General features: G+C 69.4%; 14 protein-coding genes. 5 read left to right on the top strand and 9 right to left on the bottom strand.

The features are described 5' to 3' along the window. Positions 1-12: 12 nt before the first annotated feature. Positions 13-1023, bottom strand: a complete 1011-nt coding sequence (locus MYL53_RS11180; protein WP_247853979.1) for a DctP family TRAP transporter solute-binding subunit — start codon at positions 1021-1023, stop codon at positions 13-15. Positions 1024-1400: 377 nt separating this feature from the next. Here MYL53_RS11180 and MYL53_RS11185 point away from each other — a divergent pair, with 377 nt between their 5' ends. Together MYL53_RS11185 and MYL53_RS11190 are read left to right on the top strand one after the other, a co-directional pair. Continuing rightward, positions 1401-2159: an outer membrane protein OmpK gene (locus tag MYL53_RS11185; RefSeq protein ID WP_247853981.1), complete on the top strand. Its 759-nt coding sequence runs from the start codon at positions 1401-1403 to the stop codon at positions 2157-2159. A gap of 97 nt (positions 2160-2256) precedes the next feature. Continuing rightward, positions 2257-3126 (top strand): DMT family transporter, encoded by an 870-nt coding sequence (locus tag MYL53_RS11190; RefSeq protein ID WP_247853983.1) that lies wholly within the window; start codon positions 2257-2259, stop codon positions 3124-3126. A gap of 10 nt (positions 3127-3136) precedes the next feature. Here the strand turns inward: MYL53_RS11190 and MYL53_RS11195 are convergent, their stop codons facing one another. The 6 genes from MYL53_RS11195 to MYL53_RS11220 form a co-directional block, all read right to left on the bottom strand. Further along, positions 3137-3682, bottom strand: coding sequence for a DUF192 domain-containing protein (locus MYL53_RS11195; RefSeq protein WP_247853984.1), 546 nt, complete (start codon positions 3680-3682; stop codon positions 3137-3139). Between the two features lie 72 nt (positions 3683-3754). Next, complete coding sequence (locus tag MYL53_RS11200; protein WP_247853986.1) at positions 3755-4759, bottom strand: LacI family DNA-binding transcriptional regulator; 1005 nt, start codon at positions 4757-4759, stop codon at positions 3755-3757. Between the two features lie 99 nt (positions 4760-4858). Beyond that, on the bottom strand, positions 4859-5626 hold the full coding sequence (locus tag MYL53_RS11205; RefSeq protein WP_247853989.1) for a 3-keto-disaccharide hydrolase: 768 nt from the start codon (positions 5624-5626) through the stop codon (positions 4859-4861). A 69-nt stretch (positions 5627-5695) separates the two neighbouring features. Next, on the bottom strand, positions 5696-6271 hold the full coding sequence (locus MYL53_RS11210) for a gluconate 2-dehydrogenase subunit 3 family protein (protein WP_247853991.1): 576 nt from the start codon (positions 6269-6271) through the stop codon (positions 5696-5698). Beyond that, entirely contained in the window at positions 6268-7956 is a 1689-nt protein-coding gene (locus MYL53_RS11215) for a GMC oxidoreductase (protein WP_247853993.1), read from the bottom strand. Before MYL53_RS11215 ends, MYL53_RS11210 begins: the two co-directional genes overlap by 4 nt. 192 nt (positions 7957-8148) lie before the next feature. Further along, a complete protein-coding gene (locus tag MYL53_RS11220; protein ID WP_247853995.1) occupies positions 8149-9042 on the bottom strand; it encodes a sugar phosphate isomerase/epimerase family protein in 894 nt (297 codons plus the stop codon). 318 nt (positions 9043-9360) lie between these two features. Here MYL53_RS11220 and MYL53_RS11225 point away from each other — a divergent pair, with 318 nt between their 5' ends. From MYL53_RS11225 to MYL53_RS11235, 3 genes are all read left to right on the top strand, one after another. Then, positions 9361-10521, top strand: coding sequence for a Gfo/Idh/MocA family protein (locus MYL53_RS11225; protein ID WP_247853996.1), 1161 nt, complete (start codon positions 9361-9363; stop codon positions 10519-10521). Between the two features lie 13 nt (positions 10522-10534). Further along, positions 10535-11605 (top strand): sugar phosphate isomerase/epimerase family protein, encoded by a 1071-nt coding sequence (locus MYL53_RS11230; protein ID WP_247853998.1) that lies wholly within the window; start codon positions 10535-10537, stop codon positions 11603-11605. A gap of 80 nt (positions 11606-11685) precedes the next feature. Then, a complete protein-coding gene (locus MYL53_RS11235; RefSeq protein WP_247853999.1) occupies positions 11686-12924 on the top strand; it encodes a nucleoside permease in 1239 nt (412 codons plus the stop codon). 128 nt (positions 12925-13052) lie between these two features. Here MYL53_RS11235 and MYL53_RS11240 read toward each other — a convergent pair whose 3' ends face one another. Together MYL53_RS11240 and MYL53_RS11245 are read right to left on the bottom strand one after the other, a co-directional pair. Continuing rightward, a complete protein-coding gene (locus tag MYL53_RS11240; RefSeq protein ID WP_247854001.1) occupies positions 13053-13781 on the bottom strand; it encodes a GntR family transcriptional regulator in 729 nt (242 codons plus the stop codon). A 162-nt stretch (positions 13782-13943) separates the two neighbouring features. Then, a partial coding sequence (locus MYL53_RS11245) for a pyruvate kinase alpha/beta domain-containing protein (RefSeq protein WP_282103502.1) occupies positions 13944-14306 on the bottom strand: 363 nt, incomplete at its 5' end.

Below are 14306 nucleotides of genomic sequence, written 5' to 3' on the forward strand. Positions count from 1 at the left end.
TCGGCGCGCGCCTCAGGGCGCGTCGATGTCGCGGCGGGCGGCCTCGACGATCTCCTCGCCGATCCGCGGCACCCACTCGTCGTGGACGCTGTCGGTCGCCTCGACGAAGGCCTGGTACTGGTCGTCGTCGAGCTCGGTGACGGTCACGCCGCGCTCACGGATCGCCGCCAGCCGGCCGGCCTCCTCCTCGCGGGTCTTGGCGATCTCCCAGGCGCCGGCCTCGACGGCGGTCTCGCGCAGCATCGCGCGCTGGTCCTCGGTCAGCGAGTCCCACACCTGGCGATTGGAGGCGAACACCAGCGGGTCGTTCATGTAGTTCCACAGCGTCAGGTGGGACTGGCCGACCTGATCGATGCGCGCGACGTCGAACACCGACAGCGGGTTCTCCTGCCCGTCCACGGCGCCGGTGGTCAGCGCCGGCTTGGCGTCGGCCCAGCTCATCTGGGTCGGGTTGGCGCCCAGTGCGGTGAAGGTGTCCTGGAACAGCGGCGAGCCCACCACCCGGATCTTCAGCCCCTCGAGATCGCTCGGCGCGTCGATGTCGGTGCTGGAATTCGAGAGCTGACGGAAGCCGTTCTCGCCCCAGGCCAGCGGCACCACGCCCTTGTCCTCGATGGCGGAGAAGATCATCTCGCCGGCCTCGCCGCCGGTCACCGCATCCACGGCGTCAGTATCGGGCAGGAAGAACGGCAGCGAGAACAGGTTGAGCGCCGGCACCTGGGGCGACCAGTTGATGGTCGAACCCACGGCCAGATCGATCAGCCCGGAGCGCATGGCGGAGAACTCGCGGGTCTGGTCGCCGCTGACCAGCTGGGCGTTGGGATAGACGCGCAGGGTCAGCTCGCCGCCGGAGCGCTCTTCCACCAGGTCGGCCCATTTCTGGGCGGCCTGCCCCCAGGGAAAGGCGTCGGGCAGCACGGTGGAAACGGAGAGCTCGCGGGCCTGGGCGGTCAGCGTCGAAGTCAGCAGGGCGGCGCCGGCCAGAACGGCGGCGAAACGCCCGAGGGAGCGGGAGGTGGGCATGTCGTGTCCTTGTGTCCGCTGCGTGAGCGGTTATCGGCGTTATTGGTGTTTCGCAACGAAGCAATATGCCTGCTACCCCCCGCCACGACAAGGGTCGACGTTGGTCGACACGGCGCAGAAAACGCAAAAATGTATACAAAAATACATTGATAACGTCGCCACTAATCTCTATAAACGCTCAATCACTGTCCACAATAACCATCCAATATGATGAACATTATTGGATACAAAATGGTCGTGCCCTATCCGGCGGACCGTCCTTCTCTCCTCCGATGGAGGCCACACCAAGAAGGCGCCGCCAGACAGTGCCCGGAAAGCCGGCGCGACACGCGATGCATCGCCAACTCCACCACAATCACCAACAACGGAGATCCCGGATGCCCATCAAGACCACCGCCCCGCTCGCCCTCGCTGCCGCCACGCTGTTCGCGGCCCAGGGCGCCAGCGCCGCCGTCTACAGCACGACCAAGGTCGAGGCGCTCTACGGCTGGGACTACGAGGACACCGCCGACGCCGGCTTCGGCATCGACAACGCCGAGCACGCCATCCTCACCATCGCCAACGCCAGCGGCTGGACCTACGGCGACAGCTTCTTCTTCGCCGATTTCACCAACATGGATCAGGGCCGCGAGGGCGAGCAGGACTACGGCAGCACCCACGCGGAGTGGAACCTGCGCGGCAACATCGGCAAGGTCATCGGCCTCGATCTATCCGTCGGCCCGCTGACCGATGTCTACCTGACCGGCCAGCTGGACATCGACCGCAACGCGTCCGTGCGCAAGACCACCCACATGGCGGGCCTTTCCGCCGACGTGGCGATGCCGGGCTTCAACTTCTTCAAGGTGTACGCCTTCTATCGCGACGACGAGACCGCCGAGGGCAGCTCGATGCAGTACACGGCGGCCTGGAACGCGCCGTTCCGGCTGGGCAGTGCCGACTTCAGCTTCGAGGGCTTCATCGACGTCATCACCGAGGAGGGCGACCTCGAGGCCCAGGTGCTGACCCAGCCGCAGCTGGTCTGGCACGCCACCGACCACCTCGGCGTGGGAATGGAATATCAGCACTGGCAGAACAAGTTCGGCCTCGAAGACACCGACGAGTCGCTGCCGCAGGCCATGATTCGCTGGACGTTCTAGCGTCGGCTCGGCGCGCCTCACAGCAGGCGCCAGCCAAACGGGCACGGTGATTCCTGATAGGCTGTGGCTTCATTCCACGACCGATCAAGGAAGCGCCGTGCCACTCAAGGACCTGGCCCTGGGACTGGGCGTCATCGTCATCTGGGCACTCAACATCATCGTCATCAAGCTCGGGGTGACCGAGCTTCCGCCCCTGCTGCTGACCACGCTTCGCTTCGCCCTGGTGGCCGCCCTGCTGGTGCCCTTCCATCCGATGCCCCGCGAGCGGCTGCCGTTCCTGGCGCTGCTGTCGGTGACCTTCGGCACCCTGCACTTCGCCCTGCTGTTCATCGGCCTCGGTCAGGCCGAGGCCGGCACCGGCGCGCTGCTGGTGCAGATGGGCACGCCCTTCGCCACCCTGCTGGCGGTGATCTTCCTCAAGGAGAAGCTGGGGCCACGGCGGCTGGCCGGGCTGCTGCTGTCGTTCGCCGGCGTGGTGGTACTGGCCGGCGGCCCGACGCTGCCCGCCCCGCTGCCCACCGCCCTGCTGCTGGCCAGTGCCCTGGCCTGGGCGGTGTCACAGCTGCTGATCAAGCAGGGCCCGCCGGTGCCGCCCATGGCACTGGCCGGCTGGATCGCGCTGTTCGCCACCCCGCAGGTGGCGCTGGGGTCCTGGTGGTTCGAGCAGGCGCACTGGGCCGCCCTGACCGAGGCCGGCTGGCGAGGCTGGGGGGCGGTGCTCTACACCGCGGTGATGTCGTCGATCGTCGCCTACGGCATCTGGTACGGCCTGCTGCGGCGCCATCCGGTCAACCGCGTGGTGCCGCTGATGCTGCTGATGCCGGTGCTGGCCGTGGCGCTGGGCATGCTGCTGCTGGGCGACCCGCTCGGCCCCAACAAGTTGATCGGCGGCGGCCTGGTGGTGGCCGGCATCGCCCTGATCGTGGTGCGCTTCCGTGGCCGCCTCTCACGCCGGGCAGCAGAATGACGCCGGCGATTCAGCCGCCCGGCGCAGCCTGAGCACGAGGCCGGGACTCGTCGAGGACACATTCACCGCCGTCGCCGGGCCAGCTGACGCAGTCGCCGATCCGGATGCCGTGGGCCTCGAAGACGCCGGCATTGACCTCCAGCGCCGCCCGATAGGAGGCATCCGGGCGCGTCACCGGGCAGTCACCGGCCGACTCCGACACACAGGGCTCCATGCGGCGGATATCGACGATGCGCCCGGCCTCGTCGATGAAGGCGATGTCCAGCGGAATCAGGGTGCGATACATCCAGAAACCGTTGCGCGAGGGCTGAGTGCGGTCGTAGAGGAACAGCATGCCGGCGTCCTGCGGCAGACGCTCGCGCCCCATCAGTCCCTGGGCCCGCTCGGCCAGGCGGCGCGCCACCTCGACGGTCAGCCGCCGAGGGCCCGCCTCGCCGTGCACCGTCAGCGGCACCCGCGGCAGGCGCGCCTCCTGGGCCATGGCGAGGCCGGGCCAGGAAGCGGCCAGGGGAAGACAGGACAAGGCCTGGAGCAGGCGGCGGCGAATCGGGTTCATGACGTTCCTCTCAGGGAGATGCGGCGCGGTTGCCGAACAGGGTAGCCGATGGCGCACCCCGCGGTCCCGGGATCAGTCGCGCGGCGGCGAGGTGCTGTCGCGAATCACCAGCTCGTGGGGGAGCACGACCCTGGACTCGATCTCGCCGCGCCCCTCCAGGATATCGATCAGCATCTCCACGGCACGGCGCCCGAAGGCCTCGGCGGGCTGGGCGATGGTGGTCAGCGCCGGGTCGCTATAGGAGGCGAAGGCGATATCGTCGAAGCCGGCCACCGAGACGTCGGCGGGCACCGACAGCCCCGCCTGCCGGAGGCGGCTGATGGCGCCGATGGCCATCTCATCGCTCTCGCAGAAGATCGCGGTCGGCGGCGCCTCGACGGCCAGCAGGCTGCCCGCCGCCGCATGCCCGGAGGCCGGGGTGAAGTCGCCGGGACACAGCAGGGTCTCGTCGGGCGCGATGCCCGCGGCCGCCAGCGCATCGCGATAGCCCGCCACGCGATCGCGGGTCAGCGGGCTGCGCCGCGGTCCCTGGATCATGGCGATGCGCCGGTGGCCCAGCGCGATCAGATGCTCGGTGAGGGTACGCGCCGCCGCCCGGTTGTCGATCCGCAGCGTCGGGCAGGGAGCGTCGTCGAGCACCTCGCAGGCGTTGACCATCGGCAGCGGCCGGCCCGGCTCGACGGCATCGTCCGGAAAGGGATTGAAGGCGCGCAGCTGGATGACGCCGTCGGCCTGGCGGGCGGCCACCATGCCAGCGTACTGGATCTCGTCTTCCTCCTGCCCCAGGGTGTTGCACAGCAGCACGCCGTAGCCCTGCTCGCGGGCCGCCTGCTGGACCCCGGCGATCACCCGGGCGAAGAAGGTGTTGGCGATGGTCGGCACCAGCACCGCCAGGTTGTGGCTGCGCCGGGAGCGGAACTGCACGGCCATCTGGTTGGGGCGATAGCCCGAGGCCTCGATGGCTCGGCGCACCTTGTCGCGGGTGGCCGGCGACACGATATCCGGCGACTTGAGGGTCCGCGACACCGTGGCCACGGAGACGCCCGCCAGTTCGGCGACCTTGCGTATATTGGACATGCGTCCTCTTCTCGATGCGACACGATCCGCCGCGCCAACTCGCCCGACGAACCGGCCGCGGCGGACGCCCCAGCTTATCGCATGCGGCCGGCGATATCCTTAGAGCCTTCTGATCCAAACGTTGCGAAAGCTCACCGCCGCGTCGTGATCCTGCAGGGCGAGCGGCGCGCAGCCGTGGGCCTCGTCGTAGGAAGGCGCGCCGATCCACTCGGTGGTGCCCTGGATCGTGGCGTGATGCTGCACCAGCACGCCGTTGTGCAGCACCGTGACGTGGGCCGGCGCGTCCAGCTCGCCGTCCTCGTCGAAGCGTGGCGCAGTGTAAAGGATGTCGTAGGCCTGCCACTCGCCCGGCCCCCGGGAGGCGTTGACCAGCGGCATGTGCTGCTTGTAGATCGAGGCCGCCTGACCGTTGGCATAGGTGGGGTTGTCGTGGGAATCCAGCACCTGCACCTCGTAGCGCTGCTGCAGGAAGATGCCGCTGTTGCCGCGATCCTGGCCGTCGACACCGTCGGTGTCGGCCGGGGTGCGCCACTCCAGGTGCAGCTGGGCGTCGCAGAACGCCTCCCGGGTGCGGATGCCGCCGGCGCCGGGCACCACCGTCATGGCGCCGTCCTCGACCCGCCACTCGGCCGGCCCACCCGCCTCGCCTTCCCAGGCGGACAGGTCCGTGCCGTCGAACAGCATCACGGCGTCCGACGGCACGCCGCCGGCCGGTGCCGCCACCACCGGCGGCGCCGGCGCCCAGACCTCCGTCCTGGCCGCTCGCTCGGCGTCGCTGGGCGCGTCGGCCTGGTTGGCGGTCGACGCCAGGGCGGCCAGCGTGACCAGCCCGGTCATCAGCGCGCCGGCGGAAACTCGCTTGTGCATAAGGTGTTTCCTCTCGTTGCGTGAGCCGCGCGGGCGATACCGCCCGCGCCTGGATGGGTTCGAAGGCGCTCAGGTCGTCGCCCAGGCCGGCTCGCCGGGCTCGTAGGCCAGGTCGCCGTCATAGCGGCCGGGCACGGCCACGTAGCGCAGCACCTCGGTGCCGCCGACCTTCGAGGTGAAGAAGCCGAACAGGGTCAGCTGCTTGATCAGGGTGAAGCCCTGAGGCTCGCCCTGCGTCTCCGCCTGCGACCGGGCCTCGCTCTCCAGCCGCGCCCGAGCCTCGCGGTCCAGCGCGGCGACGACCTCGCCGCGGCGCGGCGCGTCCAGGGCCAGGAAGCCGGCGCCGTGGGCCGCGCGGCTGTGCGCCTCGACCCGGGCGATGCCGTCGCGGAACCGCGCCTGCTGCTCGGCGGTATAGCAGTCGCGAACGAACACCCGCATGAAGTCGCCGACCTCGGCGTCCTTGGCTCCCGGGGTATCGGTGCGCGGCAGCAGGGTCTCGGCCACCTCGTCGAGCAGACGCACGTCCGCGTCCGTCAGTGCCTCTTCGCCCCCGCCGCCGGCGAAGGCCGTGAGGGCCTGGCCGCCGACCAGCGCGGTGCCGGTGGCGGCGGCGATCATCTTGAGCAGTTCGCGGCGATTCATGCCAGGTTCCCCCTCTTCAGCTCGCGCACGGCGTGGTCGACCGCCCGGGCGGTCAGCGCCATGTAGGTCAGCGATGGATTGACGCAGGACGACGAGGTCATGCAGGCGCCGTCGGTGATGAAGACGTTGGGCGCGTCCCACACCTGGTTGTGGGCGTTGAGCACCGAAGTGGCGGGGTCGCGCCCCATGCGCGCGGTGCCCATCTCGTGGATGCCCATGCCCGGCGCGTAGTCGCCCTCCTCGGGCGTCACGTTCTGCACTCCGGCGGCCTCGAGCATGTCCACCGCGTCCTGCACCATGTCGCGGCGCATGGCGCGCTCGTTGTCGCCGAGCCCGACGTCCATCGCCAGCACCGGCAGGCCCCAGGCGTCGGTGACGCCGTGGTCCAGCGAGATGCGGTTGGCGTGGCGAGGCAGCATCTCGCCGAAGGCGGTCATGCCGATGCTCCAGCCGCCCGGCTGGCTGAGCGCCTGCTTGAGCTCGGCGCCGTGGCTGACCTCGGCGACCTCGCGGTCCCAGCGCTCGCGACTGGCCGAGCCCTGGTAGCCGAAGCCGCGCAGGTAGTCGCGGCGGTCGTCGCCGACGTTGCGGAAGCGCGGGATGTAGAAGCCGGCGGGGCGTCGCCCGAAGTAGTAGGTGTCCTCGTAGCCCTCGATCTCGCCGCTGGCGCCGACGCGGAAGTGATGGTCCATGACGTTGTGGCCGAGCTCGCCGCTGCTGCTGCCGAGCCCGCCCGGCCAGACGTCGGTGGCCGAGTTCATCAGCACCCAGGTGGAGTTGAAGGTCGAGGCGTTGAGAAATACCAGATCGGCGGTGTACTCATAGGTCTGGCCGTTCTCGGCGTCCAGCACCTCGACGCCCCGGGCACGGCCGCGGTCCCTGTCGTAGAGCACCTGGGTGACGATCGAGAAGGGCCTCAGGGTCAGGTTGCCGGTGGCCATGGCCACCGGCAGGGTCGCCGACTGGGTGCTGAAGTAGCCGCCGTAGGGGCAGCCCAGCCAGCACTTGTTGCGGAACTGGCAGTTGACCCGGTTCTGCTCCGGCTTGGGCTGGGTGATGTTGGCCGTCCGACTGTGGATGAGATGGCGGCGGCCGCCGAAGGATTGCTGGAGGCGCGCGGCCACGTCCTTCTCGACGCGGTTGAGCGGGATCGGCGGCAGGAACTCGCCGTCGGGCAGGATATCCAGCCCTTCGCGGGTCCCGGCGATGCCGGCGAAGCGCTCGACGTGGTCGTACCAGGGCGCCAGGTCCTCGTAGCGGATCGGCCAGTCGACGGCCACGCCCTCGCGCTGGTTGGCCTCGAAGTCCGTCGGCGCCCAGCGGTAGCTCTGGCGCCCCCACAGCAGCGAGCGACCGCCCACGTGATAGCCGCGGAACCAGTCGAAGCGCTGCCGCTCGACGTAGGGGTTGGCCCGCTCGTCGGCCCACATGCCCAAAGTCTGCTCGTTGAGCGGGTAGTCGCGGCTGAGCACCGGATAGTCGGCCTTCATCTGCCGGGTCGGCTCGCCGCGGTGCGGGTAGTCCCAAGCCTCCTTGTGGGCGTTGTGGTAGTCCTTGATGTGCTCGATGTTGCGGCCGCGCTCCAGCAGCAGCACCTTGAGTCCCTTCTCGGTGAGCTCCTTGGCGGCCCAGCCGCCGCTGATGCCCGAGCCCACCACGATGGCGTCGTAATGATGATCTGCCACGATCGGTCTCCCTATCCTTGTCGTTATGCCGTTTCGCTCCGGCCTGGCGTCATCCGGGCGAGAGGCGCCGGGGACAGGTCGCAGAGGGGGTCCTATTCCAGGGATGGAATCGGTAGCGCCCAGGGAAGGGTTCACAGCGCTCCCTCAAAGACCTGTCGACGGAACAGCCTCGAGCGGTTCCGCCGGCGGGTATCACTCGGCCGGCGCCGACAGCGCCGCCTCGAGGAAGCGGTTGCCCTCGGTCAGTACCGCCTGGGCATCCTTCGGCTGGTCGTGCTCGATGACGTAGACCTCGGCCCCGGCCTCGCGGGCGGCGGGCAGGATGTCGTCCCAGTCAAGGACGCCTTGGCCGATGATGGCGAAGCCGCGCTGCTCCTCGGCGGTGCCGGCCGGGGCATTGTCCTTGGCGTGGATCGCGAACAGCCGGCCGTCGAAGTGCTCGAGATAGTCGGCCGGGTCCTGGCCGCCGCGGGCCACCCAGGCCAGGTCGACCTCGCCCATCACCTCGGGCCCGGCGGCCTCCATCAGAATCTCCAGCGCCGTGCGGCCGTCGAAGGTCCGCATCTCGAAGTCGTGGTTGTGATAGGCCAGGCGCATGTCGTCCTCGGCCAGTCGGCTGGCCAGGCCGCCGATCTGCTCGCCGAGCGCCCGCCAGCCCTCGGCGCTGTCGGGGCGCTCGTCCTCGGCCAGGTAGGGAATCACCAGGGTGTCGTTGCCGATCGCCCGGTGGAAGGCGACGACGTCGTCGAGATCGTGGCGCAGGTCGTCGAGGGGCACGTGGCTGGAGCTGACCGACAGCTCGTGCTCGGCCAGCAGCGCATTCATCTCGTCGGCCTCGACGCCCTGGTCGCCGACCAGTTCCACCGAGGCGATGCCGGCGCGCTCGACGGCCGCGAACTGCTGCTCCAGTGAGCCGAAGTCGCGCAGGGTGTACATCTGGGCGGCCACCGGCGAGGCGGCCTCTGCCCGGGACGAATCCGTCTGCTGGGCATGGGCCAGCCCCGGCGCCGCCAGCGCGGCCCCCAGGCAGGCCAGCAGCGTGCGGCGGCGAAAGGCGGCAAGCGGGCGTGTGATGCTGGTGTTCATGAGGGCGTGTCTCCGTGTCGAGTGGACTCAGTGGCGAGCCAAGGCCGACTCCATCGGCCATGTAACCGGTTACACTATTTAGGTCATCACCCTTCGTGCCGCAATGGAGCAACCCATCCAGCACTACCCTCACGACAGCATCGATCGCCCTACAAGCCCCGGCATGGCGGCGTTTGCGCGCGGCGTCCGGCACGCACTAGACATTGGGCGCATAGCCTTTGGTCGCATTGCTCGACCCACGCCGGGTCCCCTACTTTGCGAAACACAGCATGTAACCGGTTACATCACCACTATTCACCCACGATCCGGGAGCGATCGATGTCCCCCACCCCGAGAGTCCGCCTGGGCATGGTCGGCGGCGGCGAAGGCGCCTTCATCGGCCAGGTCCATCGCCTGGCCGCCAACCTCGACGGCCACTTCGAGCTGGTCTGCGGCGCCTTCAGCCGCGACGGCGACAACAATACCCGCACCGGCGCCGCCTGCGGCGTGGCGGCATCGCGCCTGTACGCGGACTGGCAAAGCCTGCTGGACGGCGAGCGCGCCCTGCCCGCCGACCAGCGCATGCAGCTGCTGGTGATCGTCACCCCCAATCACCTGCACGTGCCGATCGCCGAAGCCGCCCTCGCCGCCGGCTTCCACGTCTTCTGCGAGAAGCCCGCCGCCCTGTCGTTGGACGAGGCCCGCGGCCTCGAGGCCACCTGGCGCGAGCACGGCGGCCTGTACGGCCTGGCACACACCTATCTGGGCTACCCGATGGTGTGGCAGGCCCGGGCCATGGTCGAAGCCGGCGCGCTCGGCCGGCTGCGCAAGATCCACGTCGAGTATCCCCAGGGCTGGCTCGGCGAGACCCTCGAGGCCCAGGGCAACAAGCAGGCCGGCTGGCGCACCGACCCGACCCTGGCCGGCCCCAGCGGCTGCATGGCCGACATCGGCACCCACGCCTTCGGCCTGGCCGAATTCGTCTCCGGCCAGCGCGTCGCGTCGCTGTGCGCCTCGCTCGGCAGCCACGTCGACGGCCGACGGCTGGACGACGACGGCGACGTGCTGCTGCGCACCGCCGAGGGCGCCAGCGGCACCATGATGGCCAGCCAGGTCAGCACCGGCGAGGAGAACGCGCTGAAGCTGCGCCTCTACGGCGAGGACGGTGCCCTGGAATGGCGCCAGATGGAGCCCAACAGCCTGATCCACCGCTCGCAGGGCGCGCCGATGCGCGTGCTGCGTGCCGGCATCGACCAGCCGGATCTGGTCGACGCGGCCCTGTCGCGGCTGCGCCTGCCAGGCGGCCACCCCGAGGGCTACCTGGAAGCCCTGGGCAACCTGTACCGCGACACCGCCTCCGCCATCCGACGCGGCGACCGCGGCAACATCGCCGGCGTGCCCGGCATGGCCTCGGGGCTGCGCGGCATGGCCTTCATCGAGGCGGTCACCCAGAGCCAGGCCGGCGGCAGCCGCTGGACCGACCTGCCCTCCATCGACTGAACGGGAACCTTTCATGAGCGACACGCCTTCCGGCATCCGCGGCCCGGCGATCTTCCTGGCCCAGTTCATCGGCGACGAGGCGCCCTTCGACGACCTCGACGCCATCGCCCGCTGGGCCGCCGAGCAGGGCTATCGCGGCATCCAGCTGCCGACCCACGATCCACGCTTCATCGACCTCGAGCGCGCCGCCGAGAGCCAGGCCTACTGCGACGAGCTCAAGGCCCGCTGCGCCGCGGCCGGCGTCGAGATCAGCGAGCTTTCCTCCCATCTGCAGGGCCAACTGGTGGCGGTCCACCCGGCCTTCGACGAGCTGTTCGACGGCTTCGCCCCGGCCGAGCTGCACGGCGATCCCGCGGCCCGCACCGAGTGGGCCATCGCCCAGCTCAAGCTGGCGGCGAAGGCCAGCCAGCGGCTCGGACTCAAGGCCCACGCCACCTTCTCCGGCGCCCTGCTGTGGCCGTTCTTCTATCCCTGGCCGCAGCGCCCCGCCGGACTGGTCGAAGAAGGCTTCGCCGAGCTCGGCCGGCGCTGGCGGCCGATCCTCGACGCCTTCGAGGAGGCCGGGGTCGACCTGTGCTACGAGATTCATCCCGGTGAGGACCTGCACGACGGCGCCTCCTTCGAGCGCTTCCTCGAGGCGGTGGAGCATCATCCGCGGGCCAGGATCCTCTACGACCCGAGCCACCTGCTGCTGCAGCAGCTCGACTACCTGGGCTTCATCGACCGCTATCACGAGCGTATCGGCATGTTCCACGTCAAGGACGCCGAGTTCACCCCCGACGCGCGCAGCGGCGTCTACGGCGGCTACCAGGGCTGGGTCGATCGCCCCGGGCGCTTCCGCTCGCTGGGCGACGGCCAGGTCGACTTCAAGGGGATCTTCAGCCGCCTGACCCGGTACGGTTTCGACGGCTGGGCGGTGCTCGAATGGGAGTGCTGCCTGAAGGACGCCGCCCAGGGTGCCGCCGAAGGTGCGCCCTTCATCACCGAGCACCTGATCACCCGCGCCGGGCGCGCCTTCGACGACTTCGCCGGCCAGGACACCAGCCCGGCCCGCAATCGCCGCATCCTGGGGCTGGCGCGCTAGCACCCGCCCCGACAGGAGCACGCCACACGCCTCACAAGAACGTGCCTCACAAGAACAAGCCTCACGAGAAGGAAAACGCCATGTCACTGCTACGCTCACGCCTGAGCCTGATGATGTTCCTGCAGTTCTTCATCTGGGGCGGCTGGTTCGTCACCCTGGGCACCTTCCTGGCCAGCAACCTGGAAGCCAGCGGCGGCCAGATCGGGATGGCCTTCGCCACCCAGTCCTGGGGGGCGATCATCGCGCCCTTCATCATCGGCCTGATCGCCGACCGCTACTTCCACGCCGAGCGCCTGCTCGGGGTGCTCCACCTGCTGGGCGCGGCGCTGATGGTCGGGCTCTACCTGGCCGAGGACTTCGCGGCCTTCTATCCGCTGGTGCTGGCCTACATGATCCTCTACATGCCGACCCTGGCGCTGGTGAACTCGGTCTCGTTCCACCAGCTGCGCGACCCGGCCACCGAGTTCGCCCGCATCCGCGTGTGGGGCACCCTCGGCTGGATCGCCGCCGGCCTCGGCATCAGCTACGTGTTCGCCTGGGACTCCGCCGCCGGCATCGGTGAAGGCCTGCTGCGCAACACCTTCCTGATGGGGGCGATCGCCTCTCTGGCGCTGGGTGTCTACAGCTTCACCCTGCCCGCCACCCCGCCCAAGGCCAGCGGTCGGGTCGGCCTGCGCGAGGTGCTCGGCCTGGATGCCCTGTCGCTGCTGAAGGACCGCAACTACGCGATCTTCTTCGCCGCCTCGGTGCTGATCTGCATTCCGCTGGCCTTCTACTACCAGAACGCCAACCCCTTCCTGGCCGAGGTCGGCGTGGCCAATCCCACCGGCAAGATGACCCTGGGACAGGCCTCCGAGGTGCTGTTCATGCTGCTGCTGCCGCTGTTCATCGGCCGCTTCGGCATCAAGAAGACGCTGCTGATCGGCATGCTGGCCTGGGCGCTGCGCTACGCGATGTTCGCCTTCGGCGACGCCGAGGGGCAGCTCTACCTGCTGCTGCTGGGCATCGCGCTGCACGGCATCTGCTACGACTTCTTCTTCGTCACCGGGCAGATCTACACCGATGCCAAGGCCGGCGAGCAGTTCAAGAGCGCCGCCCAGGGCATGATCACCCTGGCCACCTACGGCGTCGGCATGCTGATCGGCTTCTGGATCGCCGGCCAGGTCACCGACCACTACGCGCTGGCCAGCGGCGGCCACGACTGGCAAGGCATCTGGCTGTTCCCGGCGGCGTTCGCCCTGGCGGTGCTGGTGCTGTTCCTGATCGCTTTCCGCGGGCGTCGCGCCCGGGCCGGCACCGAGGCGGCCTCCCGCGCCTGACGCCACCCGCCCCGCCGCCGGCGGGGCCCTCGACGCAAAACGACACCACCGCGCCTCTCGATAAAGAGGCGCGGCGGTGTCGTCTGGGATACCAGAGGCGACGCCTGAAACGTCGACGGAGAACGGTCTCAGATCGCGGGCGACTGGCCCAGGATGGACTTCAGATCGATGCTCGATTCCCGCGGGCTCAGATCCAGCAGCGCCTCCAGCCCGAACAGGTGATCGTGGATCGCGCCGCGGGCGGCTTCCGCCTCGCCCGCGGCCAGCAGCTCGACCAGCCGGTCGTGTTGGGCCTCCTGATAGCAGGACGAGAGCCCGGAACGCTTGTAGAGCGCCACCACGATGGAGGTACGCAGCACCAGGTCGGTGAGCATGCCGCCCAGCACCCGGTTGGGCGAGTGTTCGGCCAGCAGATGGTGCAGGTTCAGCGAGTGCTCGATGCGCGCCGGCTCGTCGCCGCGGCGATAGGACTCGGTCTCTTCCCTCGCCTGGATCTTGAGCGCGTCCAGCGTCTCGGCGGACAGCGTGCCGGCCAGCAGCGCGACCACCTCGCCTTCCACCAGGCGCCGGGCGGCGAAGGTCTCGCGGGTCTCCTCGATGCTCGGCGCCCGCACTCGCGCCACCTGGTTGGGGCGCTGGTCGACGACGTGCTCGGAGGCCAGCCGGGTCAGCGCCTTGCGCACCACCGAGCGGCTGACGCCGAACACCTCGCCCAGCGTCACCTCGGGCAGCTTGGTGCCCGGCGGCAGCCGCTGCATCAGCACCGCTCGGCGCACCTTGTCGGCGATATCGCGGTCGCCGACGCGGGCACCGCTCTTGACCTCGGCCTGCAACTCCTCGTGCCAGGCTTGGCTCATGACGTGGGTCTCCTGATCGTCCGCGCGGACTGTCGCGTGTGGGCGGATGGGTGACTATATCGCATCCCGACATTGTATACAGAAAATGCCCCGACCGTCGGCAACGGTCGGGGCGATATCAGGCGAAGCCACGATCACCGGTTCACCATCGACGTTTTCGCACTAACCGGCGCGATGCCGCTCGTTGACGTCGAGGATCTTGAGGGTGTTGGTGCCGCCGTGGGCGTTCATGTGATCGCCGCGGGTGAGGATCACGTGATCGCCCGGCTCGGCCACGCCGCGGACCACCAGCAGCGCCATGGCGCGGTCGTTGAGCTCGGCGGCGTCCATCTCGCTGGTATCGAAGGGCAGCGAGATCACACCGCGATACAGCGCCATGCGCCGCTGGGCGATCGGATTGTGTGCCAGGCCGACGATCGGCAGCCCGGAGCGGATGCGCGAGGCGATCAGCGGGGTGTAGCCGGTGGAGGTCATGCAGGCGATGGCGGCCACGCCCTCGAGGTGGTTGGCGGCGTACATCGCCGA

Origin of the sequence: Halomonas getboli, from assembly GCF_023094245.1 — a bacterium.
Classification (GTDB): Bacteria; Pseudomonadota; Gammaproteobacteria; order Pseudomonadales; family Halomonadaceae; genus Halomonas; species Halomonas getboli.

Coding starts and splice junctions, on each gene's coding strand:
- MYL53_RS11240 (WP_247854001.1), bottom strand. CDS start 13,781: ATGAGCCAAGCCTGGCACGAGGAGTTGCAGGCCGAGGTCAAGAGCGGT.
- MYL53_RS11225 (WP_247853996.1), top strand. CDS start 9,361: ATGTCCCCCACCCCGAGAGTCCGCCTGGGCATGGTCGGCGGCGGCGAA.
- MYL53_RS11195 (WP_247853984.1), bottom strand. CDS start 3,682: ATGAACCCGATTCGCCGCCGCCTGCTCCAGGCCTTGTCCTGTCTTCCC.
- MYL53_RS11180 (WP_247853979.1), bottom strand. CDS start 1,023: ATGCCCACCTCCCGCTCCCTCGGGCGTTTCGCCGCCGTTCTGGCCGGC.
- MYL53_RS11185 (WP_247853981.1), top strand. CDS start 1,401: ATGCCCATCAAGACCACCGCCCCGCTCGCCCTCGCTGCCGCCACGCTG.
- MYL53_RS11205 (WP_247853989.1), bottom strand. CDS start 5,626: ATGCACAAGCGAGTTTCCGCCGGCGCGCTGATGACCGGGCTGGTCACG.
- MYL53_RS11230 (WP_247853998.1), top strand. CDS start 10,535: ATGAGCGACACGCCTTCCGGCATCCGCGGCCCGGCGATCTTCCTGGCC.
- MYL53_RS11220 (WP_247853995.1), bottom strand. CDS start 9,042: ATGAACACCAGCATCACACGCCCGCTTGCCGCCTTTCGCCGCCGCACG.
- MYL53_RS11200 (WP_247853986.1), bottom strand. CDS start 4,759: ATGTCCAATATACGCAAGGTCGCCGAACTGGCGGGCGTCTCCGTGGCC.
- MYL53_RS11210 (WP_247853991.1), bottom strand. CDS start 6,271: ATGAATCGCCGCGAACTGCTCAAGATGATCGCCGCCGCCACCGGCACC.
- MYL53_RS11235 (WP_247853999.1), top strand. CDS start 11,686: ATGTCACTGCTACGCTCACGCCTGAGCCTGATGATGTTCCTGCAGTTC.